22 protein-coding genes, 1 tRNA gene, 2 pseudogenes and 1 riboswitch are annotated in these 24,424 nt (G+C 71.4%); of the genes and pseudogenes, 16 read left to right on the forward strand and 9 right to left on the reverse strand.

All coding sequences use genetic code 11. The features are described 5' to 3' along the window. Nucleotides 1-74: 74 nt before the first annotated feature. From KYY02_RS23690 to KYY02_RS23700, 3 genes and pseudogenes are all read right to left on the reverse strand, one after another. Nucleotides 75-1,319 (reverse strand): tyrosine-type recombinase/integrase, encoded by a 1,245-nt coding sequence (locus KYY02_RS23690; RefSeq protein ID WP_371241080.1) that lies wholly within the window; start codon nucleotides 1,317-1,319, stop codon nucleotides 75-77. After that, a complete protein-coding gene (locus KYY02_RS23695; protein WP_371241082.1) occupies nucleotides 1,319-1,546 on the reverse strand; it encodes a helix-turn-helix domain-containing protein in 228 nt (75 codons plus the stop codon). The genes KYY02_RS23690 and KYY02_RS23695 overlap by 1 nt, the downstream gene beginning before the upstream one ends. Continuing rightward, a pseudogene (locus tag KYY02_RS23700) lies at nucleotides 1,546-1,818 on the reverse strand (replication initiator); the annotation flags it as partial. The gene KYY02_RS23695 and the pseudogene KYY02_RS23700, both read right to left, overlap by 1 nt. Between KYY02_RS23700 and KYY02_RS23705 the strand changes: the two are divergent. The 11 genes from KYY02_RS23705 to KYY02_RS23755 all read left to right on the forward strand — a co-directional run bounded on the left by KYY02_RS23705 (nucleotide 1,813) and on the right by KYY02_RS23755 (nucleotide 13,562). Next, nucleotides 1,813-2,163: an ATP-binding protein gene (locus KYY02_RS23705; RefSeq protein ID WP_371241084.1), complete on the forward strand. Its 351-nt coding sequence runs from the start codon at nucleotides 1,813-1,815 to the stop codon at nucleotides 2,161-2,163. The pseudogene KYY02_RS23700 and the gene KYY02_RS23705 overlap by 6 nt on opposite strands. Before the next feature lie 181 nt (nucleotides 2,164-2,344). After that, nucleotides 2,345-4,318, forward strand: a complete 1,974-nt coding sequence (locus tag KYY02_RS23710) for a tachylectin-related carbohydrate-binding protein (RefSeq protein ID WP_371241086.1) — start codon at nucleotides 2,345-2,347, stop codon at nucleotides 4,316-4,318. A gap of 163 nt (nucleotides 4,319-4,481) precedes the next feature. Next, complete coding sequence (locus KYY02_RS23715; protein ID WP_371241088.1) at nucleotides 4,482-5,129, forward strand: SurA N-terminal domain-containing protein; 648 nt, start codon at nucleotides 4,482-4,484, stop codon at nucleotides 5,127-5,129. A 69-nt stretch (nucleotides 5,130-5,198) separates the two neighbouring features. Next, entirely contained in the window at nucleotides 5,199-6,191 is a 993-nt protein-coding gene (locus tag KYY02_RS23720; protein WP_371241090.1) for a nucleoside triphosphate pyrophosphohydrolase, read from the forward strand. A gap of 182 nt (nucleotides 6,192-6,373) precedes the next feature. Next, nucleotides 6,374-7,636 carry a cytochrome P450 family protein gene (locus KYY02_RS23725; RefSeq protein ID WP_371241092.1) on the forward strand — a complete coding sequence of 421 codons (1,263 nt, stop codon included), beginning with the start codon at nucleotides 6,374-6,376 and terminating at the stop codon, nucleotides 7,634-7,636. A gap of 198 nt (nucleotides 7,637-7,834) precedes the next feature. Then, nucleotides 7,835-8,851 carry a transglycosylase family protein gene (locus KYY02_RS23730; RefSeq protein ID WP_371241094.1) on the forward strand — a complete coding sequence of 339 codons (1,017 nt, stop codon included), beginning with the start codon at nucleotides 7,835-7,837 and terminating at the stop codon, nucleotides 8,849-8,851. Between the two features lie 205 nt (nucleotides 8,852-9,056). Then, nucleotides 9,057-9,225, forward strand: a riboswitch (cyclic di-AMP (ydaO/yuaA leader). 4 nt (nucleotides 9,226-9,229) lie between these two features. Continuing rightward, entirely contained in the window at nucleotides 9,230-9,958 is a 729-nt protein-coding gene (locus KYY02_RS23735) for a transglycosylase family protein (RefSeq protein ID WP_371241096.1), read from the forward strand. A 232-nt stretch (nucleotides 9,959-10,190) separates the two neighbouring features. Next, nucleotides 10,191-11,471, forward strand: coding sequence for a phosphopyruvate hydratase (gene eno / locus KYY02_RS23740; protein WP_371241098.1), 1,281 nt, complete (start codon nucleotides 10,191-10,193; stop codon nucleotides 11,469-11,471). Between the two features lie 100 nt (nucleotides 11,472-11,571). Beyond that, entirely contained in the window at nucleotides 11,572-12,048 is a 477-nt protein-coding gene (locus KYY02_RS23745) for an FtsB family cell division protein (protein WP_371241100.1), read from the forward strand. 30 nt (nucleotides 12,049-12,078) lie between these two features. Then, a complete protein-coding gene (locus KYY02_RS23750) occupies nucleotides 12,079-12,612 on the forward strand; it encodes a DUF501 domain-containing protein (protein WP_371241101.1) in 534 nt (177 codons plus the stop codon). Further along, the gene (locus tag KYY02_RS23755; protein WP_371241103.1) at nucleotides 12,609-13,562 is read left to right on the forward strand and encodes a Ppx/GppA phosphatase family protein; all 954 of its coding nucleotides are present in this window, start codon (nucleotides 12,609-12,611) and stop codon (nucleotides 13,560-13,562) included. Before KYY02_RS23750 ends, KYY02_RS23755 begins: the two co-directional genes overlap by 4 nt. A gap of 37 nt (nucleotides 13,563-13,599) precedes the next feature. On the opposite strand, the gene KYY02_RS23760 is transcribed toward KYY02_RS23755, so the two are convergent. Continuing rightward, nucleotides 13,600-13,869 carry a type II toxin-antitoxin system RelE family toxin gene (locus KYY02_RS23760; RefSeq protein ID WP_371241105.1) on the reverse strand — a complete coding sequence of 90 codons (270 nt, stop codon included), beginning with the start codon at nucleotides 13,867-13,869 and terminating at the stop codon, nucleotides 13,600-13,602. Continuing rightward, complete coding sequence (locus KYY02_RS23765) at nucleotides 13,866-14,138, reverse strand: type II toxin-antitoxin system Phd/YefM family antitoxin (protein ID WP_371241107.1); 273 nt, start codon at nucleotides 14,136-14,138, stop codon at nucleotides 13,866-13,868. The genes KYY02_RS23760 and KYY02_RS23765 overlap by 4 nt, the downstream gene beginning before the upstream one ends. Nucleotides 14,139-14,727: 589 nt before the next feature. Here KYY02_RS23765 and KYY02_RS23770 point away from each other — a divergent pair. Both KYY02_RS23770 and KYY02_RS23775 read left to right on the forward strand, forming a co-directional pair. After that, a complete protein-coding gene (locus KYY02_RS23770) occupies nucleotides 14,728-16,113 on the forward strand; it encodes an NAD(P)/FAD-dependent oxidoreductase (RefSeq protein WP_371241109.1) in 1,386 nt (461 codons plus the stop codon). A gap of 476 nt (nucleotides 16,114-16,589) precedes the next feature. Next, nucleotides 16,590-16,875: pseudogene (locus tag KYY02_RS23775) on the forward strand (class I SAM-dependent methyltransferase); the annotation flags it as partial. 60 nt (nucleotides 16,876-16,935) lie between these two features. Here the strand turns inward: KYY02_RS23775 and KYY02_RS23780 are convergent. Then, nucleotides 16,936-19,464 (reverse strand): ABC transporter permease, encoded by a 2,529-nt coding sequence (locus KYY02_RS23780; RefSeq protein WP_371241111.1) that lies wholly within the window; start codon nucleotides 19,462-19,464, stop codon nucleotides 16,936-16,938. A 63-nt stretch (nucleotides 19,465-19,527) separates the two neighbouring features. Beyond that, on the reverse strand, nucleotides 19,528-20,298 hold the full coding sequence (locus tag KYY02_RS23785; protein ID WP_371241113.1) for an ABC transporter ATP-binding protein: 771 nt from the start codon (nucleotides 20,296-20,298) through the stop codon (nucleotides 19,528-19,530). A gap of 392 nt (nucleotides 20,299-20,690) precedes the next feature. Between KYY02_RS23785 and KYY02_RS23790 the strand changes: the two genes are divergently transcribed. Both KYY02_RS23790 and KYY02_RS23795 read left to right on the forward strand, forming a co-directional pair. After that, nucleotides 20,691-20,776: transfer RNA gene (locus tag KYY02_RS23790), tRNA-Leu, on the forward strand. Nucleotides 20,777-21,919: 1,143 nt separating this feature from the next. Beyond that, complete coding sequence (locus KYY02_RS23795) at nucleotides 21,920-22,813, forward strand: Bax inhibitor-1/YccA family protein (protein WP_371241115.1); 894 nt, start codon at nucleotides 21,920-21,922, stop codon at nucleotides 22,811-22,813. Between the two features lie 66 nt (nucleotides 22,814-22,879). Here the strand turns inward: KYY02_RS23795 and KYY02_RS23800 are convergent, their stop codons facing one another. Beyond that, a complete protein-coding gene (locus KYY02_RS23800) occupies nucleotides 22,880-23,110 on the reverse strand; it encodes a DUF4287 domain-containing protein (RefSeq protein WP_371241117.1) in 231 nt (76 codons plus the stop codon). Nucleotides 23,111-23,212: 102 nt separating this feature from the next. On the opposite strand from KYY02_RS23800, the gene KYY02_RS23805 reads away from it, so the two are divergent. Further along, nucleotides 23,213-23,524 (forward strand): hypothetical protein, encoded by a 312-nt coding sequence (locus KYY02_RS23805; protein ID WP_371241119.1) that lies wholly within the window; start codon nucleotides 23,213-23,215, stop codon nucleotides 23,522-23,524. Between the two features lie 9 nt (nucleotides 23,525-23,533). On the opposite strand, the gene KYY02_RS23810 is transcribed toward KYY02_RS23805, so the two are convergent. Next, entirely contained in the window at nucleotides 23,534-24,313 is a 780-nt protein-coding gene (locus KYY02_RS23810; protein ID WP_371241121.1) for a hypothetical protein, read from the reverse strand. Nucleotides 24,314-24,424: the final 111 nt, after the last annotated feature.

Here is a 24,424-nt window from a genome sequence, read left to right on the forward strand (position 1 = left end):
GGGCGCTGTGACGGCAGTAGTTGACGGCAACGGCGGCGGACACCACAGTGTTCGCCGCCGTTGCCGTGTGTGGGTCAGGAGTGGCTGAGGGCGTTTCCGAGGGCGGTCATGGCTTCGCGTTGGAGGCGGAGGCGTACGTGGGCGTAGACGGTGGCGGTGACGCCGATGTGGGCGTGGCCCAACAGCTCCTTAATGACGACAAGTTCGACGCCTTGTTCCAGAAGCAGGGTGGCGGTGGTGTGGCGAAGGTCGTGGAATCGGATGCGGCGGAGGTCGGCCTTGCGGAGGAGCGTGATGAAGGCGCGGGTGAGGTTGGTCGGGTCGATCGGTCGGCCCTGCGCGGTGGTGAACACGTGTCCGTCGTGCTGCCATCTGGTGCCTACGGCCTCACGTTCGGGCTTCTGCTGCTCGTGGTGGAGCTTCAGCGACTGGACGCAGCGGGTGGGGAGTGCGATGCGGCGTTCGGAGGCCCGCGTTTTGGTGGGCAGCGTGGTGAGCCCGCCTGCGCTGGTGCGCTGCAAGGTTCGGCGGATTGCGGCGGTGCCCGCGTCGAGGTTGAGGTCTTCCCAGCGGAGGCCGAGGAGTTTGCCTTTGCGGAGTCCGGTGTGGAGTGCGAGTTCGAACAGCGCGTGCAGCCGGTGACCTTGCGCTGCGGTGAGGAATTGACGGGCTTCGTCGGCGGTGAGCGGTTCGAAGCGTCGGGGCCGTGGGGTGCCGGTGCGGACGTTGCGGGCGACGTTGCGCGGGATCTCTTCCTCGCGGACGGCGTGCTCCAGGGCGGATTTGAGTACGGAGTGGATGTAGGTGAGCGTCAGCGGGGAGAGCAGCTTGTGGCAGCACTGGCCGGCGGCGCAGCAGCGGGGCTGGTCGCGCCGGGCGTCGATGCCGCGGGTGCAGCACTGGCAGGTGGTGCGGAGCTTGTTGAGCCAGGTGCGGACGTCCTTGGCGGTGAGCTTGGCGAGCTTCTTCTTGCCAAGGCCGGGGACGAGGTAGCGGTGGACGCAGGTGGTGTAGCGGGTGTGAGTGTTCTCGCGGAGGTGGTGGACGGCGACGTTCTCCAGCCAGTACGTCAGGTACGCGGCCACGCTGCCCTGCGTGGAGGGGACGGGGAGGCCGCGGTTGCTGGCGGCGATCTTCTCGGTGAGCTTGGCCAGCGCGTCTTTGCGGGTGGTGCCGTAGACACGGACGCGTTTACGGGTGTTGCCGGGGGCGAGGACGTATCCGGCGGCTTCCCAGCGGCCGTCCTTGCGCTGGTAGACGGTGCCGTCACCGTTGGCACGGCTGCGGCGGGAGGCGGGGGTGTCGCGGGGAGCAGTCATCAGGCGGCGGCTTCCTGGTCGAGGCGTGTGCGGATGAAGTCGGTAAGGGCGTGGGCGGGGATACGGCGGGCGCGGCCGAGGGTGATCGAGGCGAGCTGCCGGGTGCGGAGCAGGTCGTAGACGGCAGAACGGCCGAGCTGGAGGCGGGCCATGACTTGGGGCACCGTCAGCAGGTCCAGCGCTGGCTCTGTCTCCGGGTGGAGGACGGTGGGCGGTGGCGAGGTCATCAGCAGCCCCCTTCGGCGATGAACCGGCGTTCCAGCTCCCTGCGATGCCAGACGGCGGCAGCCAGGAGCGCGGCGCCGGGGCTATAGCCCGAGCCGAGGTAGGTCCAGTGGCCGACGACGAGGGTGGTGTCCGGGTCGCGCTCGGGCAGACCGGCGTGGGAGCGGGCCTGTTCGGTGCGCCAGGCGCGGCGGGCGGCGCGCAGCGCGCCGAGGGTGGTGGAGTAGCGGCGGGACTTGGTGGAGAAGTGGCCCCGGAAACCGAGCGTGTGTGCCCTGCACCTCCCCTCCGCCTGATCCTGACCGTCCACGGACTGATCCGCCTCGTCGACACCGCCGAACTGCTCGCGGCGGAGCTGGTCTCCAACGCCGTACGGCACACCAGGGGGCCCGCCGCCCTCCGGGTGCGCTGGTCGGGCGAAGTGCTGCGGATCGCGGCGTGGGACACCGATCCCGAGCCGCCCGCGCCTCCTCCGGAGGCCGGAGCGGGAGTCGACGAGCAGGAGGACGGTCGCGGGTTGGTCCTGGTGCGGGCCTGCGCGGATGTGTGGGGCTGGCGGCCTCTGGCCGAGGGCGGCAACAGGGGCAAGTTGGTGTGGTGCGAGCTGGTGCCGGCCTGACGCCGCTGTCAGTGATTTCACCGACCATTCAGCGGATTCACACAGGAAGGAACGCGTTGTTCCCTCACCCGACACTGCCTCGTTCACCGTCCGTTGCCTAACGTCCTGTGATCAAGAACATCGGCTCCGTGAGGGAAGGACATCGATGAGAGACGCGACGCGAAGAGGCCCCGGCCACCGCTTGGTCGCTGTTCTGGCCGCCGCCGCCGCGCTGCCCGTCGTGGCGCTCGCCCCGAGCACGGCCCAGGCCGCCCAGGCCACCGGGACCGCAGCAGCAGCCGTCACCTGCGCCAGTACGGGACCGACGTACGCCGTCGACACGGCCGGGAACCTGCTGCGTCAGTCCATGCCCACCCCGCTCACCGGCGGCACGATGCCGTCGCCGAGCACGATCGACACCGGCTGGTCCGGCTACGGCCAGGTCATGGCCGGCCCGGACCAGGAGCTGTACGGGGTCAAGTCCGACGGCCTCTACCTGAGCCGGCGCACCGGCTCCGGCACCTGGGACATCCGCCACAAGAAGATCAGCAACAACTTCGGCCAGTACCAGCAGGCCGCGAACCGCGACAAGATAACCGTCGACCGCGCCGGCCACATCTGGCGGCTCGACGGGAACGGCGCCCTGCGCTGGCACAAGTACTACGCGGACACCGGCTCCTGGTACCCCGGCGGGGACAAGATCGTGGACGCGGCCTGGAGCCGCTACGACGCGATCGTCGCCGGTGACGCGGGGGTGATCTACGGCCGGGAGGCCGCGACCGGGTCCCTCTACCGCTCCCGCTACGACTTCACCAGCCAGCGCTGGATCGAGCGTCACGTACGGGTGAGCTACTCCGGCTGGGACACCGAGGGCGACCTGGCGTCGCTCGGCGGCGACACCCTGCTGCGCGTGATGCCGGACGGCAACCTGCGCTACTACCGCTACGACGAGGACACCGACACCTGGGCCGTCGCGGCCAAGGTCGTCGGCTCCGGCCGCTGGGCCGGCTACCGCAACGTGACCGCCGCCCCCGACACCTGCCGCGTCACCACCGACCACACCCCGCCGTCCCCGCAGATCGAGGTGGAACCCCACAGCACCACCAGCATCCTGCAGGCGTCCGCAGGCACCGTGGAGTACGCCTACACGGACGGCATCGGCCGGCTCGTGCACGGACGCCAGTCCGACCCCTCCGACTTCAACAGCGTCCAGTGGACCGTCGTCGACGACCAGGAGGGGTTCACCGGCCGGCCCTCGCTCGCCGAGCACCCCGACGGCCGCGTGGCGCTGACCGCCCACAACCTGAACGGCGACATCTGGACGCGCGACCAGGCCGCCCGGTCCAGCGCCGACTGGTCGAACTGGGTCGACCTGGCCGGTGCGATGGCCCAGCACGCCACCACCGCGAAGCTGCCCGACGGCCGTCTGGTCCAGTTCTCCGTCGACGCGGACGGAAGGCCCTGGTACCGCGCCGAACAGGAGGCCAACGGCTACTTCATGAGCTGGCTGCCGCTGAGCGGCGGCAGCCACACCCGGCCGCTGACCGCCGTCACGGTGCGCGACGGCATCCAGCTGTTCGGCGTCAACGCGTCCGGCACGGTGACCACCGCCCACTTCAGCGACGGCACCCTCTCGGCCTGGACCAACCTCGCCGGCACGGGCTTCACCGGCACGCCGGCGGTCGTGGTCTACCCGGGTTACCGGCTCGCCGTCTTCGCCCGTGACGCCGACGGGCACATCGTCACCATGGGCCAGACCGCCGAGGGCGGCGCCTTCCCCGACACCTGGTCCCAGGTCGGCGACAGGACCTTCGCCGGCAGCCCCTCCGTCGTCATCAGCCCCCTCACCGGCATCACCGAGATCATGGCCCGCGCCGACGACGGCTTCCTCTACAACACCGGCGAACGGACCCAGGGCTCCGGCACCTGGCGCACCTGGAAGCAGGAGACCTCCGAAGCGGCGGCCACCGACCCCACCGCCTTCACCTACACCAACGCCTCCGGCCCCACCTGGGCCTTCTCCTACCGCACCGGCACCAACCAGACCCGCCTCTACGCGACCTCCAGCGCCCTCACCGCCTTCGCCGCAGCCCGCACCGCCGCGGCCACGGTTCCGCCGGCACCCGTCTTCACCGCCCACGAACTCCCCGCACCGGCGGACGAGCAGTCCCGCTAGTCCGCCGGCCCGCGCCCGCACGCTCCGGCCGGCGCAGCGCGGCGGTGCCCGACGTCTTGGTGAATCGTTGGTCGAATGGGTTGGCCAGAGCTTGGCCGATGCCTACCATCGATCACCGCAAGACTTTGTGCACCGCCGCACAAGCTCTCCTCAGGAGGTCTCCTTGCACCGCCGCCGTCGCACCGCGCTCCTCCTCACCGCCGCGATCGCCGCGGCGGCGCCCCTGCTCACCGCCTGCGGGAACGACGCGCACCCCGGTGCGGCGGCCGTCGTCGGCGGCGAGCGGATCACCGTGTCGCAGCTGGAGAACCGGGTCGACGAGGTCCGCGCGGCCCAGCGGGCGGCCGTACCGGACGACGCGCAGTACCAGCAGGCCATCGCCCGGACCGGCAGCCTCACCCGCGACACCCTGCACAGCATGGTCCTGGACCGGGTCCTGGAGCGTGCCGCGCGGGACGCCGGCGTGACGGTCACGGACCGCGAGGTCCAGCGGATGCGGACCGGACTGGAGCAGCAGGCCGGCGGCGCCGAGGCGCTGGAGGCGGCCTGGCTGCAGCAGTACGGCATCCCGCCGCAGCGCCTCGACGCCAACCTCCGCCTCCAGGCCCAGGCCCAGAAGCTCGCCCAGCGGCTCGGCACCGACACCGGCCGGCCCGAGTTCTGGCGGGCGCTGTCCGAGGCGAGCAAGGAGCTCGACGTCGACCTCAACCCGCGCTACGGCGACTGGGACGCGGAGAAGAGCAGCCGGGTCGACGCCGGGACGCCGTGGGTGCGGGACGTCACGGCGGCCGGGGCACCGCAGACGCCCTGACCGGCCGCCCGTGGACGACCGGCCGGTGGACGGCCCGGGGGTGCCGGCCGGGTGGGTTAGTTTCGAGGCGTGAACGCAAACAGCCCCGCCCCGAGCTCCGAGGCCGTCCCCGGCCGTGCCGTCCTGCTCACCACCAGCCACCGTGTCGCGCCCGGCCTGCTGTCCTGGCCGGCCTGGCAGGCCCTGCACGCGGCCGACCGGGTGCTGTGCGCGGACGGCGCCCACCCGCAGCTGCCGTATCTGCGGGAGGCCGGGGTACCGGTCGAGGAGGCGTCACCGACCGCCGAGGAGATCGTCGACGCCTGCGCGGGCGGGCGGACGGTGGTGGTCGTGGCGACGGGGGAGGGCGAGCCCGCGCTGACCGACGGGCTGGCGCGGCTGGCCGGGACCGGCCGGGTCCGGATGCCCGAACTGGAGCTGCTGCCCGCCTCCTACGACCTGCCGGGCGCCCGGCTGCTCGACCTCGTGCAGGTCATGGACCGCATCCGCGCGGAGTGCCCGTGGTCGTCCCGGCAGACCCACGAGGGTCTGGCGAAGTACGGCATCGAGGAGGCGTACGAGCTCGTCGAGGCCATCGAGGAGGGCGACCGGGACGAGCTGCGCGAGGAGCTGGGGGACGTGCTGCTCCAGGTCGTCTTCCACGCCCGGATCGCCGAGGAGCACCCGGAGGAGCCGTTCTCCGTCGACGACGTGGCGGGGGGCATCGTGGCCAAGCTGATCCACCGGCACCCGCACGTCTTCGGCGAGGAGACGGCGGACACGCCGGAGGACGTCAAGGCGCACTGGCTGCGGACGAAGGCGGAGGAGAAGCGGCGCAGCTCGGTGACGGAGGGGGTGCCGCTCGGGCAGCCCGGACTGGCGCTGGCGGCGAAGCTGGGGTCGCGGGCGCGGACCGCGGGGCTGGACGTGCCGGTGCCGACGGGGCAGGGGGTCGGTTACGAGCTGCTGGGGCTGGCGGTGCGGGCGGAGGCCGTGGGGGTCGATCCGGAGGCGGCGTTGCGGGCGGCCGCGCGGGTGTACCGCGACGCGATACGGGCCGCGGAGGGGCAGGGCGGGAACTGAGGCGCGGGTGCGGCGCGGGAGGATCATCCCCTTCCCGCCCGTCCCCGGCCCGCGCCCCCGAGGGAGCGCGGGGAGGTGCGCGAACGAGCACCCGCGCCCGCACCCGTGCCCGCACCCGCCGGAGACCCCGGCCACCGGGCTCTCCCGCGCCGCCCCGTCGCCCCGCCCGTTAGGGTCGCCGCATGCACGACCAGCCCCTCGCTCCCGAGTTGTTCACCTGGGAGTTCGCCGCCGATCCCTATCCCGCCTACGCATGGCTGCGCGAGCACGCCCCCGTGCACCGCACCCGGCTGCCGAGCGGGGTGGAGGCGTGGCTGGTCACGCGGTACGCCGACGCCAAGCAGGCCCTCGCCGACAGCCGGCTGTCCAAGAACCCCGCGCACCACGACGAGCCCGCGCACGCCAAGGGCAGGACCGGTATCCCCGGGGAGCGCCAGGCGGAGCTGATGACGCATCTGCTGAACATCGACCCGCCGGACCACACCCGGCTGCGCCGGCTGGTCAGCAAGGCGTTCACCCCGCGCCGGGTCGCCGAGTTCGCGCCCCGCGTGCAGGAGCTCACCGACGGGCTCATCGACCGGTTCGCGGACAGCGGCTCCGCCGACCTCATCCACGAGTTCGCCTTCCCCCTCCCCATCTACGCCATCTGCGACCTGCTCGGCGTCCCGCGCGAGGACCAGGACGACTTCCGGGACTGGGCGGGCATGATGATCCGCCACGGCGGGGGGCCGCGCGGCGGGGTCGCCCGGTCCGTGAAGAAGATGCGCGGCTACCTCGCCGAGCTGATCCACCGCAAGCGCGAGGCGCTCCCCGCCGAAGCCGCCCCCGGCGAGGACCTCATCTCCGGCCTCATCCGCGCCTCCGACCACGGTGAGCACCTCACCGAGAACGAGGCCGCCGCCATGGCGTTCATCCTGCTGTTCGCCGGTTTCGAGACCACCGTCAACCTGATCGGCAACGGCACCTACGCCCTGCTCACCCACCCCGGACAGCGCGACCGCCTGCAGCGCTCCCTCGCCGCCGGGGAACACGGGCTGCTGGAGACCGGTGTCGAGGAGCTCCTGCGGTACGACGGTCCCGTGGAGCTCGCCACCTGGCGGTTCGCCACCGAGCCGGTCACCATCGGAGGGCAGCGCATCGCGGCCGGCGACCCCGTTCTCGTCGTGCTCGCCGCCGCGGACCGGGACCCGGAGCGGTTCGGCGACCCGGACGTGCTCGACCTCGGCCGGCGCGACAACCAGCATCTGGGGTACGGCCACGGCATCCACTACTGCCTGGGGGCCCCGCTGGCCCGGTTGGAGGGCCGGACCGCGCTCGCCACCCTGCTGACGCGTCTGCCGGACCTGCGGCTCGCGGTGGAGCCGGCCGAACTCCGCTGGCGGGGCGGGCTCATCATGCGCGGACTGCGCACGCTCCCGGTGGACTTCACTCCTCCGCGGAGGTGAAGGACCGGACCGCCGTCCGCAGTGACCCGGAGTGGGCCAGCGTAAACATGACACGCCCTCAGCTCTGTGATCTTCACGTGATCTGCGCGGCATGAACTTGTGACAAGTGATCGTCTGCCGATACGTTCACCCATCAAGTGCGGTGCCCAGGGCTTCACTCACCGCACCTGTCGTTGCTGTTCTGCGAAAGGTCTCCGCATGCTCTCCGGGAACGGTCGGCACCGTCGCCCCCGCCAGGCTCCGGCTCTCCTCGTCGCGGCCGGAGTGACCGGCTCCGCCATCGCGATCCCGCTCCTCGGGGCCGGCGGCGCCAGCGCGGCCGACGGCACGACCTGGGACCGGGTCGCCGAATGCGAAAGCGGTGGCTCCTGGAGCCAGAACACCGGCAACGGCTATTACGGCGGCCTGCAGTTGACCCAGGACGACTGGGAGGGCTACGGCGGCCTGGACTACGCGGCCAGCCCCGACCAGGCCAGCCGCGGTCAGCAGATCGCCGTGGCCGAGAGGATCCTCGCCGACCGGGGGGTCGGCGCCTGGCACACCTGCGGACCGACGGCGGGCCTCGAGCAGGACTCGGCGCCGGCCGACATCGACACGGGTGTGGCGGAGGACTCGTCCGGCTCCTCCGGCCTCACGGGCTCGTCCGGCTCCACGGACCCGTCCGGATCGGCGGACTCCGCTGATCCGGCCGCTTCGCCCTCGCCGTCGGCCACGTCCGGCGCCGAGGAGCCGGAGGACGGCGAGGGTGCGACCGGTGGATCGGCGAAGTCCGACGGCTCGGCCGGCTCGGGGAAGGAATCGGACACCGGCTCCGACGACGGATCCGGCGCCTCCCCCTCCGCCTCGGCCACTCCCAGGAGCGACGAGTCGGCCACGTCCGGCCAGAACACCGGCTCCTCCGAACTCACCGGCACCGAGGACGCGAGCGGCGGCCGTCATCGTGGCATCAGTGCCGAGGAGGGCGAGGCGGAGGACCGTGCGGCGGACTCGTCCGGACGGCACGCCTCGCGCGGTGCCGACGCCCCGCGCGACGCAGCCGACGGCTCGTACACCGTGCGCACCGGCGACAGCCTCTCGTCCATCGCCGGCTCCCTCGAGCTCGACGGCGGATGGCGGTCGCTCTACGCGGAGAACGAGCAGGTCGTCGGTGCCGACCCGGACCTCATCCTGCCGGGGCAGGAGCTTGAGGTCGGGATCGAACCGGGCGGAAAGTGACGCCCGAAAGGGTGTAACTCCGACGACAGTTGACGTCACGATTCGCGGCCAATGTCCGCTTTGAAGGCTGTGAGAGATAGGTCTCAGAAGCCCTGATCGTCTTTGAAATTCCGCGGATCGCGTGCCTACGGTCGTGATCGCTCGCCATCGCGGGCCCCGGCTGCCGCCACGCCGAATCCTGCCAGCGGCAGCACGGGAACAGTCGTCGCGTCATGCGCCGCAGGCAGGAGCGGGGGACCCAAGGTAAGCGCCCCTTCCGGTGATTGACACCGGATCGGGCTTGGGGTGGAGCCGCCTCCCGTGAGGGACGCGGCCGGGCAACTCAACCGGCCCGAACCCGACAGCTCACCTCGTAGGCGTCGGTGAGGGGATCCAACCATGCTGTTTTCCGGCAAGGGCAAGCACCGTCGTCCGTCCAAGGCCACCCGCGCGATCGCCGTCGCCGGTGTCGCCTCCGCCGCCGTCGCCGCCCCGCTGATGGCGGCCGGCAGCGCCTCCGCCGCCACCGCCTCCGAGTGGGACGCCGTCGCCCAGTGCGAGTCCGGCGGCAACTGGTCCATCAACACCGGCAACGGTTACTACGGCGGCCTGCAGTTCTCCGCCTCCACCTGGGCCGCGTACGGCGGCACGCAGTACGCCTCCACCGCCGACCGGGCCAGCAAGGCGCAGCAGATCGAGATAGCCGAGAAGGTCCTCGCGGGCCAGGGCAAGGGCGCCTGGCCGGTCTGTGGCAAGAGCCTGTCCGGTGCCGCCTACACCGGCTCCTCCTCGAACGGCTCCTCGGCCGGCTCCTCGCAGGGCACCGGTTCCACCGGCACGCGTGAGAGCGGGCAGAAGGCCTCCCGCTCCGCCGAGCGTCCGGCCGCCGAGCAGAAGACCGAGCAGAAGACCGAGCAGAAGGCCAAGGAGAAGACCGTCACCACCCCGACCGGCGAGAAGGTCGAGAAGGGCGACGGCGAGTACAAGGTCGTCAAGGGCGACACCCTCAGCTCCATCGCCGCCGAGCACGACGTCGCGGGCGGCTGGGCCCAGCTGTTCGAGCTGAACGACGACATCGTCGACGACGCCGACCTCATCTACCCGGGCCAGCAGCTGCACCTGAAGTAAGCGGCCGCCCCCTGCTCCCGCCCCGGTGCGTCTTCCCCCGTACGCGCCGGGGCGGGGTTTTTCACGGCCGGGTTTCCGGGAACGGCTTTGTTTCGTTCGGAAACAATTTACTCTCGGTTCTGTCCACGGGACGGGCGGCCGGATGGCCGATCGCCCGGAGCCGGTTAGGCTCGGTCTCGCAAGACCCTTCGGGGTCCTGCTCACCCGCGTCACATCCAAGAAGGAGATGCTCGTGCCGTCCATCGACGTCGTCGTAGCCCGGGAAATCCTGGACTCCCGAGGCAACCCCACGGTCGAGGTCGAGGTCGGCCTCGACGACGGCAGCACGGGTCGTGCCGCCGTCCCGTCCGGCGCCTCCACCGGCGCCTTCGAGGCCGTCGAACTCCGTGACGGCGATGCAGGCCGTTACCTGGGCAAGGGCGTCGAGAAGGCGGTCCTGGCCGTCATCGAGCAGATCGGCCCGGAGCTCGTCGGCTACGACGCCACCGAGCAGCGCCTGATCGACCAGGCGATGTTCGACCTGGACGCCACCGACAACAAGGGCTCCCTCGGCGCCAACGCCATCCTCGGCGTCTCGCTCGCCGTCGCCCACGCCGCCTCCGAGGCCAGCGACCTCCCGCTCTTCCGCTACCTGGGCGGCCCCAACGCGCACCTGCTGCCGGTGCCGATGATGAACATCCTGAACGGCGGCTCGCACGCCGACTCCAACGTGGACATCCAGGAGTTCATGATCGCCCCGATCGGCGCGGAGTCCTTCTCCGAGGCCCTGCGCTGGGGCGCCGAGGTCTACCACACCCTGAAGAAGGTCCTGAAGAGCAAGGGCCTGGCCACCGGCCTCGGCGACGAGGGCGGCTTCGCCCCGAACCTCGGTTCCAACCGCGAGGCCCTCGACCTCATCCTCGAGGCCATCAAGGAGGCCGGCTACACCCCGGGCGAGCAGATCGCCCTGGCGCTCGACGTCGCCGCGTCCGAGTTCTACAAGGACGGCTCCTACGCCTTCGAGGGCAAGGAGCGCTCCGCCGCCGAGATGACCGAGTACTACGCCGAGCTCGTCGACGCGTACCCGCTCGTCTCCATCGAGGACCCGCTGTTCGAGGACGACTGGGAGGGCTGGAAGACCATCACCGCCAAGCTCGGTGACAAGGTCCAGCTCGTCGGCGACGACCTGTTCGTCACCAACCCCGAGCGCCTCGCCCGCGGCATCGAGGAGGGCGCCGCCAACGCCCTGCTGGTCAAGGTCAACCAGATCGGCTCGCTGACCGAGACCCTGGACGCCGTCGAGCTGGCCCAGCGCAACGGCTTCAAGTGCATGATGTCCCACCGCTCCGGCGAGACCGAGGACGTCACCATCGCCGACCTGGCCGTCGCCACCAACTGCGGCCAGATCAAGACCGGTGCCCCGGCCCGCTCCGAGCGCGTCGCCAAGTACAACCAGCTGCTGCGCATCGAGGAGATCCTCGACGACGCCGCGGTGTACGCCGGCCGCAGCGCGTTCCCGCGCTTCAAGGGCTGAGCGCCGCCCCTGCAGGCGGCGTCGTACGTACGTCCCCGTACCCGGTCCCGTACCGTGTGCGGGGACGTACGCACGTATGAAGGCGAACCGGAGGCGGAACATGGCGGTCAGGGACCGGGACCGTTTCTCCACCGCGACCAGGATCCGGCTGATCGGTGAGCAGACCGCGGCCCGGGTCTACCGCTCGCAGACCAGGCGTCAGGCCCGCCGCTCCCGGTTGACCGGACGGGCGGCGCTGCTCGCCCTGGTGGTCTGCTCCCTGATCGTCGCCCTCGCCTACCCCATGCGGCAGTACGTCTCCCAGCGCGCGGACATCGCCGACCTCCAGCAGGAGCAGGACGAGACCCGCCGACGGGTCGAACGACTGCGCGACCTGAAGGCCCGCTGGCAGGACGACGCCTACGCCGAGCAGGAGATCCGTCGGCGGCTGCACTACGTCATGCCCGGCGAGACCGGCTACATCGTCATCGACCCGGGTGCGGCGAAACAGTCCCGCACGGACCTCGAAGCCGCCGACCGCCCCTGGTACGCGAACGTCTGGGACGGCGTCGACAAGGCCGACGCCGCCGACCAGTGACCCCCTGTTGGAAGCCGCAGAAAGACACGTATGGAAACGCCCCCGCCCACGACCCCGCGCACCGAGCCCACCGACGCGGACGTCGAGGCCTTCAAGCAGCAGCTCGGGCGGCCCCCGCGCGGGCTGCGCGCCATCGCGCACCGCTGCCCCTGCGGGCAGCCGGACGTCGTGGAGACCGCGCCGAGGCTGCCCGACGGCACCCCCTTCCCGACGCTGTACTACCTCACCTGCCCGAAGGCGAACTCCGCGATCGGGACGCTGGAGGCCAACGGCGTGATGAAGGAGATGACGGAGCGGCTGGCCGCCGACCCCGAGCTGGCGGCCGCGTACCGCGCGGCGCACGAGGACTACGTCCGGCGCCGCGACGAGATCGAGGAGCTCAAGGGCTTCCCCAGCGCGGGCGGCATGCCGGACCGCGTGAAGTGCCTGCACGTGCTGGTCGCCCACTCGCTGGCGGCGGGCCCCGGGGTCAACCCGCTGGGCGACGAGGCGCTGGCGATGCTGCCCCAGTGGTGGCGCAAGGGCGCCTGTGTGACGCTTCCCGTGAAGGAGGACGGCCAGTGACCCGGGTCGCCGCCATCGACTGCGGTACGAACTCCATCCGGCTCCTGGTGGCCGACGCGGATCCGCGGACCGGGGAACTCGTCGACCTGGACCGGCGGATGACGATCGTGCGGCTCGGCCAGGGCGTCGACCGTACGGGCCGGCTGGCGCCCGAGGCACTGGAGCGGACGTTCGCCGCCTGCCGCGAGTACGCGGAGGCCGTCAAGGAGCACGGCGCGGAGCACCTGCGCTTCGTCGCCACCTCCGCCTCCCGCGACGCCGACAACCGCGACGACTTCGTGCGCGGGGTGCTGGACATCCTGGGCGTGGAGCCCGAGGTCATCACCGGCGACCAGGAGGCCGAGTTCTCCTTCACCGGGGCCACCAAGGAGCTGACGGGCCGGACCGACCTGCACCGCCCGTTCCTGGTCGTGGACATCGGCGGCGGCTCGACCGAGTTCGTCGTGGGCGACGACCACGTCCGCGCCGCCCGCTCCGTGGACGTCGGCTGCGTACGGATGACCGAGCGGCACCTGGTGCGGGACGGGGCCGTCACGGACCCGCCGACCGAGGAGCAGATCGCGGCGATGCGCGCCGACATCGAGGCCGCCCTCGACCACGCCGAGGAGACGGTCCCGCTGCGCGAGGCGCGCACCCTGGTCGGCCTGGCCGGCTCGGTCACGACCGTGTCGGCGATCGCCCAGGACCTCCCCGAGTACGACTCCGGGGCGATCCACCACTCCCGGGTCTCGCGCGCCCGCGTCCGCGAGATCACCGAGTGGCTGCTGCGCTCCACCCGCGCCGAGCGCGCGGCGGTGCCCTCCATGCATCAGGGCCGGGTCGACGTGATCGGCGCCGGGGCCCTGGTGCTGCTGTCGATCATGGAGCGGACCGGCGCGGAGGAGGTCGTGGTCTCGGAGCACGACATCCTCGACGGGATCGCTCACTTCACGGCGCGTGAGGTGCGTTGAGGGACGGTGCCCAGCGGCCTCGGTGTCGGGTGGGGCGTCACAGGTTGCGGTAGACGTCCCGCCGGTCGCCCACCTCGACAACGAGAATGACGAGTTCACCATCGTTGATCTGGTAGGCGATCCGGTGGTTTCCGACCCGGAGCCGGTAGAGCCCCGACGGGCCGGTGAGCTTCTTGACGTCGGCGTCCTGGCGGTACGGGTCGTCACCGAGTGAGGTCAGCGCGGTCAGGATGCGCATGGCGTCGGGCCGGCTGATGGCCCGGAGTTGCCGCTGCGCTGCCGTGGTGAACCGGAAGGCGTACTTCACGCCGCCTCGCCGTCCTGCTCGGTGAACAGGTCCGCCAGCAGTTCCGCCATGGTTACGGTGCTGCCTCCCTCGGCCAGCACCGCTTCGGCCTCGCGCGCCAGCATCACGTCGGCCGCTTCCTCCAACGCCTCGAAGTCCGAGATCGGCACCACGGCGGCCACCGGGGCGCCATTGCGCGTGATGACAGTCGGGACGCCTTCTTCGGCCCGGTTGATGTGGTCGGCGAGGTGTGCGCGGGCTTCCCGCACGGTCACGGTGTTCTCACTCATGAGGTCAGTGTACGCGCGCACGTGTACACGCGGCATCTGTCGGGAGTCGCGTTCGTGGGCGATGCTCGACGAGGTCGCCTGGAGTTGCGCGTCCACCGGGTGACCTTGGCGTGCGGCCCTCGACGGCATCGCCCGGCCGGTGGCCCGGACCTGCTCCACCACTGGTCGGTGGCACTCCGCTGAGCAGTCGGTATGGCGTTTGAGCGGCGCCCGGGGGTCTTTCGGGCCCCTCGGCGGGGCCCTGCCGGAAAAGTTCGTGAAGTTCTTCACAAGGAATTGACCCCGAGGGGGCGGAGAACCGGACCCGGTTGACCCATTCGGGCCCTCAACACCCCTTTGAACACGTTCAGAAGAGACTGGCGGATGGTGTACCGGCGATCGTCGCGAGGGCGCCCCGATCGGCCTCACGGTCCCTGTCGACGGACAGAGAGGCAGCTCACGCGGCATTGACAACGTGCCGCGCAGGGTTTCGGTTCCCGTTTCGCGCTGTGATCTGGATCAAGAAGCCGAGGATGGTAACACAGGCCCTGTCGAAGCTTGTGAAGGGGCGCACGAGGTACCCCCCTGAGGCGGGTGGATACTCGATGGCATGAGCACCACGGAGCGTCCCAGGATCCTCGTAGTAGGCGGTGGGTACGTAGGCCTGTACGCAGCTCGGCGCATCCAGAAGAAGATGCGTTACGGCGAGGCGACCGTCACCGTCGTCGACCCGCGGTCGTACATGACCTACCAGCCCTTCCTCCCCGAAACCGCCGCCGGCAACATCTCCCCGCGACACGTCGTCGTCCCGCTGCGACGCGTGCTGCCCAAGGCGGAGGTCCTCACCGGCCGGGTCACCACCATCGACCAGGACCGCAAGGTCGCCATGGTCGCCCCGCTGGTCGGCGAGGCGTACGAGCTGCCCTTCGACTACCTGGTGATCGCGCTCGGCGCGGTCTCCCGTACCTTCCCGATCCCCGGCCTCGCCGAACAGGGCATCGGCATGAAGGGCGTCGAGGAGGCCATCGGCCTGCGCAACCACGTCCTCGAGCAGCTCGACAAGGCCGACTCCACCACGGACGAGGAGATCCGGCGCAAGGCGCTCACCTTCGTCTTCATCGGTGGCGGCTTCGCCGGCGCGGAGACGATCGGCGAGGTCGAGGACATGGCCCGGGACGCGGCCAAGTACTACAAGACGGTGTCCCGCGAGGACATGCGCTTCATCCTGGTCGACGCCGCCGACAAGATCCTCCCCGAGGTCGGGCCCAAGCTCGGCGCGTACGGCAGGAAGCACCTCGAGAGCCGCGGCGTCGAGGTCTACCTGTCCACGTCGATGGACTCCTGCGTCGACGGCCACGTGGTGCTGAAGAACGGCCTCGAGGTCGACTCCAGCACGATCGTGTGGACGGCGGGCGTCAAGCCGAACCCGGCGCTGTCCCGCTTCGGCCTGCCGCTGGGGCCGCGCGGCCACGTCGACACCGAGCCGACCCTCCAGGTCAAGGGCACCGACTACATCTGGGCCGCGGGCGACAACGCCCAGGTCCCGGACCTCGTGGGCCGCAAGGCCGGCAACGAGAACGCCTGGTGCCCGCCGAACGCCCAGCACGCGCTGCGCCAGGCCAAGGTCCTCGGCGACAACGTGGTCTCCGGCATGCGGGGCTTCCCGCAGAAGGAGTACAGCCACGCCAACAAGGGCGCGGTGGCGGGCCTCGGCCTGCACAAGGGCGTGGCGATGATCGTCATGGGCAAGATGAAGATCAAGCTCAAGGGCCGTCTCGCCTGGTACATGCACCGTGGCTACCACGGCATGGCGATGCCGACCTGGAACCGCAAGATCCGCGTCTTCGCCGACTGGACCCTCGGCATGTTCCTCAAGCGCGAGGTCGTGTCCCTGGGCGCGATCGAGTCGCCGCGCGACGAGTTCTACGAGGCGGCGAAGCCGGCGCCGGCGGCCGCCCAGCAGGAACCGAAGAAGACCGAGGCCAAGGCCTCCTGACCTCCGGTCACCCGCGAAGGGGCCGCCTGCCATCCGTGGTGCGGGCGGCCCCTTCGGCGTTCCCGAGGGGCCCGGCGGGGGCTCGCCCGCCCGGATCGGCGGATCGACGGGCCGCCCCCTGGGCGTCCGCCCCGGACCCCGGACCCCGGCTCCGGTCCGTCCGGCCGGCTCGGTGGGGTGAAGGACGCCCCCGGGGCTGCGTCCTCGGTTCCCGGGCCGGGTGGCGGCTACAGGCCGTGGGATCAGGGGGGCGAGCCCCGGCAGGGGACAGGAGGGGAGTCCCGGGGGCCGAAGGCGTCGAAGGGGCGCCCTCCCCGGTCCTCCGGACGGAGCCCGCGACGCGCCGCCGCGCGTACGATTCAGTGTTCTGCCCGGAGACGGCGCGTGCCGGGGACCGCCGACCCGTGCCCCGGGTGTTCAAGTGGTGACGGCATTGCGGGATTCCCGTCACGGAGGTGTCCCCCATGCCAGACGCCACCGTCTCCCTGCTGGAACGTTCGGGCTTCGAGGCTGCGGGACGTCGAGTCGATCCGCGAGCACTACGCGCTCACCCTGCGCCGCTGGGTGGCGGACCTGGAAGCCGGCTGGGCCCGCGCGGTGGCGCTCGCCGGCCCGGGACGGGCCCGCGTCCGGCTGCTGTACATGGCCGCGTCCGCCCTCGCCTTCGAACACCACCACATCGGCGTCAACCAGGTCCTCGCCGTCAGGACCCCCGAGTCCGGCGCCTCCGGTCTCCCCCTGCGCGCCCGCACCTGGAACTGACCCGCACACGACGACGGGCCCCGCTCCATTCGGAACGGGACCCGCGTCAGGAGCCGTGCGCTACTCGGCCTTGATCGCCTGCAGCATGTTCAGCCGGGCCGCCCGCCGGGCCGGCCACAGCGCCGCCAGCACCCCCACCACCGCGGCCAGCAGCAGGAAGACCCCCATCCGGCTCCACGGCAGGACCAGTTCGTACGTCGCCATTCTCGACCCCACCAGCTCACCGGCCGCCCAGCCGAAGAACACGCCCAGACCGAGGCCGAGCACCGCCCCGAACAGCGAGATCACCAGGGACTCCAGCCGGACCATCCGCTTGACGCCCTTGCGGTCCAGGCCGATCGCCCGCAGCATGCCGATCTCCTGGGACCGCTCGAACACCGACATCGCCAGGGTGTTGACGACGCCGAGGACCGCCACGATCACCGCCATCGCCAGCAGGCCGTAGACCATGTTCAGGATCAGGGTGAACATCTGCGCGATCTCGTTGGAGAGGTCCTGCTTGTCCTGGACGCTGATCGCGGGGCTGGTGCCGAGGGTCTTCTCCAGCGCGTCCTTCACCACGTCGGACGTACCGTCGGCGGTCTTCACCATGACCATCATGTCGGCCGGTTCCGCCTCGTGCGGACCGAGGGCCGCGGTGTCGATCATGATGCCGCTCACCATCTCGTTGGCCCGGTAGACACCGGAGACCGTGAGCTGCTGCTTCTCGCCGTCCGCGTAGACGACGGTGAAGTCCGAACCGGTCTTCCAGCCGTACGACTTCGCGGTGTCCTCGTCCACGACGACTTGTGTGCCGCCGACCTCGAAGGCGCCCTGCGCCACCGGGAACTCGGTCAGCTCGCCGATCGTGGCGCCGTCCACGCCGGTCAGGTACTCGGTCCCGCCGTCGATGCGGACGACCGCGTTGCGCATCGGACTGGTGGCGGTGACGTCGCCGGACCGCTTCAGCTTCTTCTCGACCTCCGGCGACAGCGGGCGCCCGTTGGCCATGGACACCATGTAGTCCGCCTCGATCGCGGAGGCCGCCATCTTGTCGATGGACTTCTGCAGACTGCCGGCCATCACCGTCATACCGGTGATCAGGGTGAGCCCGATCATCAGTGCGGACGCGGTGGCGGCGGTACGGCGCGGGTTGCGCACCGAGTTCTGCCGGGCCAGCTTCCCGGAGACCCCGAAGACGCGCAGCACCGGCGCGGCGGCGGCGATCAGCGGGCGGGACACCAGCGGGGTCAGGACGAAGACCCCGATGATCAGCAGGACGGCGCCCAGCCCCATGGGGGCCTGGCCGTCGGTGCCTTCCATCGTCGTGGCCGCGAGGACCACCGCGACACCGGCGGCCGAGAGCAGCGCACCCAGCGTGTTGCGCAGCACCAGCGACTTGGTGGTCGCCTGGGCGTGCACCGCGCTCATCGCCGCCACCGGCGGGATCCTCGCGGCCCGGCGGCCGGGCAGCCATGCGGCGAGCACGGTCACCAGGATGCCGACCGCGAACGCGGAACCGACCGTGCCCGGACTGACCACCAGGGGCCCGTCGGGCATGGGCGCGTCCAGCGTCCCCATCAGGGAGCGCAACCCCGCGCCGATGCCGACACCGGCCACGAGTCCGGCGACGGCGGCGACCGCGCCGACCACGAACGCCTCGATCAGCACCGACTGCGTGACCTGGCGCCGGGAGGCGCCGACCGCGCGCATCAGGGCCAGCTCCTTGGTGCGCTGGGAGATCAGCATGGTGAAGGTGTTGGCGATGATGAACGTACCGACGAACAGCGAGATCCCGGCGAAGACCAGCAGGCCCTGCTTCAGGCCGCTCATCGAGGAGGCGATCGCCTTCGCCTGGTCGTCGGCGAGCTCCGTGCCCGTCGTGGTCTCCACGACGTCGGAGGGCAGCGCCTTCTCCAGCTGGGCCTGCAGTGCGGTGTCGCTGACGCCGTCCTTCGCCTTGACGGCGATCTCGTCGAAGGTGCCCGCCTTGCCGAACAGCTTCTGCGCGCTCGCCGTGTCGAACAGCGTGAGGCTGCCGCCGGCCGCGACATTGCCGTCGTCGGTGGTGAAGATGCCGGTGATCTCCGGCTCCAGGACGGGACCGTCGACCGACATCCGTACGGTGTCACCGACCTGGTAACCGGCCCGCTCCGCGGTCTCGGAGTCGATGAGGATCTCGCCCTCGCCCTTCGGCGTGCGCCCGTCGACCAGCGGGTACCGGGGGTCCTCGGCGCCCCAGTAGTTGCCGCCCTGCGACTGGAAGCCGTCGCCGAGCAGATCGCCGTCCTTGTCGGCGATCGCGGTGAAGCCCTGGACAGTGCCGATGACCTGCGCGGCGCCGGGCACGGCGGCGCTGTCGTCGACCAGTTCGCGGGTCAGCACCTGGTACTCGCCGACCTTGTCGCCCTCGGCCTTCTTCCACTTGGGGGTGACGGCGACGTCGACGTGGTCGAAGCCCTTGGCGGACTGCTTCTGCAGGGCGTCGGAGAGGCTGTTGGTGAAGACCAGGGTTCCCGACACGAACGCCACGCCGAGCATGACGGCGAGCACGGTCATCAGGAGCCTGGCCTTGTGCGCGGAGACGTTGCGCAAGGCGGTACGGAACATGGGAGTCTTCTCGGGTCCAGACGTACGGAGGAGGGGGGGCGGGCTGAGGAGCGGGCGGGGACGTCAGCTGGTGCGGCCCTTGGCGTCGAACCGCTTCATGCGGTCGAGCACCGAGTCGGCCGTCGGCCCGTGCACCTCGTCCACGATCCGGCCGTCCGCGAGGAAGACCACCCGGTCCGCGTAGGCGGCGGCGACCGGGTCGTGTGTCACCATGACCACCGTCTGCCCCAGCTCGCGCACGGAGTTGCGCAGGAAGCCCAGCACCTCGGCGCCGGAACGGGAGTCGAGGTTTCCGGTGGGCTCGTCACCGAAGATGATGTCGGGCCGGGACGCCAGCGCCCGCGCCACGGCGACCCGCTGCTGCTGACCGCCGGACAGCTGCGAGGGCCGGTGGCTCAGCCGGTCCGCGAGGCCGACCATCCGGATCACGGTGTCCAGCCACTCCTTGTCCGGCTTGCGGCCCGCGATGTCCATCGGGAGCGTGATGTTCTCCAGCGCGGACAGGGTCGGCAGCAGGTTGAACGCCTGGAAGATGAAACCGATCTTGTCCCGGCGCAGCCTGGTCAGTTGCTTGTCCTTCAGCGGGCCCAGCTCGGTCTCACCGATGCGTACGGACCCGGAGGAGAAGGTGTCGAGGCCGGCCACGCAGTGCATCAGCGTGGACTTGCCGGACCCGGAGGGGCCCATGATCGCGGTGAACTCGGCCTGCTGGAAGGCGATGGAGACCTGGTCCAGGGCGACCACCTGGGTCTCGCCCTGGCCGTAGATCTTCGAAAGCTCCGTGGCACGCGCGGCCACGGCGGTGGTCCGGTCGGCGAGGGAGGGAGTGGTCACGGGATGGACGCTCCTGTCAGGACGGCGTGTGCTCGGGGACGTCGTCCATCGTTCCGCCGTTTCACCGCCGTGTAGTCACCCGCTGCTCCGGTTCCGGGGGGCGACCGGGGAGGGACCACCGGACGCGGTGTCATACCTGGGGATGACACCGCGCCCCTGAGCCGGGGGGCGTGCGGAACAGGTGGAGCACCCTTGTTCCTACGGTGAAATTCCGTCATTCCGCATGCGTGACGGGTCGTCACACGCGAGGCTGTTGGCGTGTGCTGGCGGCGGGTTCATGGTCCTGATGCACCATCAAGCGCCAATAAAATAAGACAAGATCAGCCCCTCCGGTCACGGTGAGAGGGAGGGTCACCGATAGGCTCGGAACCGCGACGCGGAGCCCATGGCCTGCCCGGATGGTGGAATGCAGACACGGCGAGCTTAAACCTCGCTGCCCTGAGCGGGCGTGCCGGTTCGAGTCCGGCTCCGGGCACCACTACGTATGCCGCTCCCCCTGTGGGCCGCCCCGTGAGGGTCCGGCCGCGCGCGACGTCCCCTGTCCCGGACGCTTCCGCGTGATCGCGGGTGCGCGTAGTCGGCCGCGGTGGGGCGGGAGCGCCACTACCGGGCCGAGCGCCGGCGGGTGACCGGGACCGGCCCCGCGCGCGGTCCGCCACGGCGGGCCCGTCTTCCGCAGGGTGCTGCGGGACGGCACCGTGACGGCCCGGGGCCCTGACCGGTCCCGGTCGGGGCCGGGAAGCGGGAGGGGTACGCCGGGGCGACCACTCCGAGCGGGCGCCCGGGATGAAGGGCGGCCCCGCCGTGGGACCGGGCCCGCCCGACGCCTTCGCGCTGCGCGACGAGGGCCGGGTCTCCCCGCCCGGGGCGCCCATGCGACCGACGTCCTGGGCGGCCGGGACGGCACCCGGCTCACCACGATCGACGGGGGAGGGGCGTCGCCGACGTGGCCTCGGCCGGCGGCGCCGTGACCGCCGCGGCGGCGGCCGGCCGGGTCCTCGCCCGGGGCGGCGGTGCCCACGGACTGCTGGGCGTCGAGCCGCGCGGCGGGCGGTCGGAGCGGCCCGTGCGCGTACGGGGGCCGGAGACGTCGTCCAGGCGGCCGGCGGATCGGACGTGCCCCGTGCCCCGCCTGGGACGGCACCGTCCCGGCCGGGGGCGCGGGGCACGAGCGGCGCCCTCGGTGACGGGGACCGCTCGGACCGCATCCCCGCGCGACCCGTCCGGGTGAACGGGCTGCCCGTGATCCGCCGGATCGCGGCCCGCGGATCCACCGGCTACGCCATCGACACCCCCGGGTGGGCCGCGGGCCCGGGGCTGCGGGCCCGCACCCGGCGACCGCGCCCCGCGGGTCCGCCCGCCCGGGGCGCGTCCCGCCGCCCGGGGCCCGGGCCGGACGTCCCGGGCCGTCGCGCGATCGTCCGGGCGGGATGAACGGATGATCTCCGACCGGTTCCGGGTCGGTCATGGTTCGGTGCCGCCCGGTGAGGGGAATCACCCGACCGCGTAGCGTGTTACGCAGCACAACGAGGGAAAGATCCTTCTCAAGCATGGGGGTCATTCCTTTGCCTACCTATTACTCTTGAGCCAAGGCCGCGTCGTGCGGCCATGGAGGAGTGAAATGAGGAGCAGTAACCCGGTCTTCTCGCGACGGGGGTTCGGCCGCGACAACGGCTACGCGGGCTTCAACACCGCGCCGCAGGCCGGGGGCCCCGCTGTTGCCACGCAGGCCAACCCGTACGCGCAGCCAACGGGCAACCCGTACGCCCAGAACCCCTACGCGCAGCAGGACCAGCAGTACGGCGCACCGCCGCAGGCCCCGGCCACCACCGGCCGGATGACCATCGACGACGTCGTCATGCGCACGGGCACCACGCTCGGCGTGCTCATCGTCACCGCCGCGCTCTCCTGGGCGCTGCTGCCGATCGACGACGCCAACATCAGCCGGTCGTACGGCATCGGCATCGGCGCCGCGCTGATCGGCATGGTCCTGGCGTTCGTGCAGGCCTTCAAGCGCAAGGCCTCGCCGGCGCTGATCCTGACGTACGCCGCGTTCGAGGGCGTCTTCCTCGGCGTGATCTCCAACATCGTCGACAACCGCATCGCCGACGGCGCGGCCATGCAGGCCGTGATCGGCACCATGGCGGTCTTCGCCGGTGTGCTGGTGGCCTACAAGGCCGGCTGGATCCGCGTCAACCGCCGCTTCTACGGCTTCGTGATGGCGGCCGCGCTCGGCTTCATCCTGCTGATGGCCGTGAACCTGCTGTTCGCGGTGTTCGGCGGCGGTGACGGCCTCGGCTTCCGCAGCGGTGCGCTCGGCGTCGTCTTCGGCGTCATCGGCATCATCCTGGGCGCCTGCTTCCTCGCCCTGGACTTCAAGCAGGTCGAGGACGGCATCGCCTACGGCGCCCCGCGTGAGGAGGCCTGGCTCGCAGCCTTCGGCCTGACGCTGACGCTGGTGTGGATCTACCTGGAGTTCCTGCGGCTCATCTCGATCCTCAACAGCAGCGACTAGTACCCGAGCACGGTACGGACGAGGGCCCCGGGTTCCCACCCGGGGCCCTCGTCGTGTCCGCGCGCGTCAGAGCAGTTTGCGCGCGGCCCTCCTCAGGTCGTACTCGTGGACGATCGCCTTGGCGTGGCCGTACGCCAGGTCGTACTCGTGCCGGAGCCAGCCGGCCTTCTCCTCGAAGCGGAGGAGCGCCGGGCCCTCCTCGACGGCGCGCAGCCAGTCGGAGATCTCACGACCGGTGCAGTGCGGGATGCGGGCGAGCATGTTGCGATGGGTCTCTGCGGAGAAGACGTGGGACATCGGCGCCTCCGGACGCATGGGGTGTGAGCCGGTCCTTCAGGTCACCGTGCCCGAGCGTCCGCCCGTTGGCAACAGTCCCGCCGCGCCGCGTACGCTCGCCGCGTGGTTGATACGACGCCCTTCACCCGTGCCGTGGATCATTTCGCCGACCGTCTGCGGGCCGCGCCGCAGAGCAGGCTGCAGCGGGGCGGGGCCGCCGAGGCACTCGCCCTGGCCAGGGAGTTGGCGCGGCGCACCCAGCTCGTCGAGGAGCCGGGCACCGAGCCCCGTGAGATGCCCGACGCGGGCATGTTCGCCGCCGCCGACCAGATCACCGTCGCCGGACACGACCTGGCGCTCGTACTGAGGAGCGAGGACGAGGTGCGGGAGGCCGTACGGCTGGTGGAGGAGGCGCGCGAGCGCGCCGGTGTGTAGCCGCCGCCCCTAGAAGGACGCGATGACGCGGTCCGCCAGGATGTAGACGTTCTCCTCGCCGCAGGAGAACGTCAGCGTGTACGCGCCCGAGACGCCGGAGCCGCCCAGCAGGAACGGGGTCTCGCCCGCGCGCAGGGCCGCGGCCAGGCGCTCGGCGGTCTCGCGGTGGCCCGGCGTCATGCACAGCGTCGTCCCGTCGGCGAAGACGTAGACGTCGAGGGTGCCCAGCGGGCCCGGACGGACGTCGGTCAGCTCGGTTTGGGCCGCGGCCAGTTCCTCCAGGGCGGCCGCCGTGCGCTCGTGGTCGTTCACGACCGGCGAGGGGTTCGGCACGAAGTCGGGGTGCGAGGGGTGACGGCGGCGGGCCGCGGCCAGCTCCGGGGAGTCCCCGGAGTGCTCCTCGGTGTCCGCGCCCGGCTCGGTCACCGGCTCCAGGCCCACGAAATCGGCCTGCCGGGGCAGGAACGGCTCGCTGTCGGACAGATTCAGCAGGGACGGCGCGTCGGACGCGTCACGTGCCTCCTGGGCGGCCCAGAAGGCCCGCGCCTCGGCGAGCTCACGCTCCCGCTCCTCGGCGAGCGCCTCCGCCACGGCGGCGCGTATCTCGTCGGCGCCGGCCGCGCGGGCGGGCGGCACGTGCGCGCGCACGGTCGCGGCGCGGCTCTCGGCCAGCGCGGTGTGCAGGGCCGCGACCTGTCGGCGCAGCACCATGATGCTGCGCAGGACCGCGACGCCCACGGCGCCGGTGGCGGCCGTGGTGATCAGCAGGGCGATCGGCATGGCGCTCACTGACGTACTCCCGGTTCAAAGTCGACCCCCGACTTCCTACATCAGCTTGAAGGGTGGACTAACCATCTGTCAGTGCGTAACGTCACGAAACGGGCGGGCCCTTGAGGATGC

It is taken from the genome of Streptomyces pimonensis, assembly GCF_041380215.1.
GTDB lineage: Bacteria > Actinomycetota > Actinomycetes > Streptomycetales > Streptomycetaceae > Streptomyces > Streptomyces pimonensis.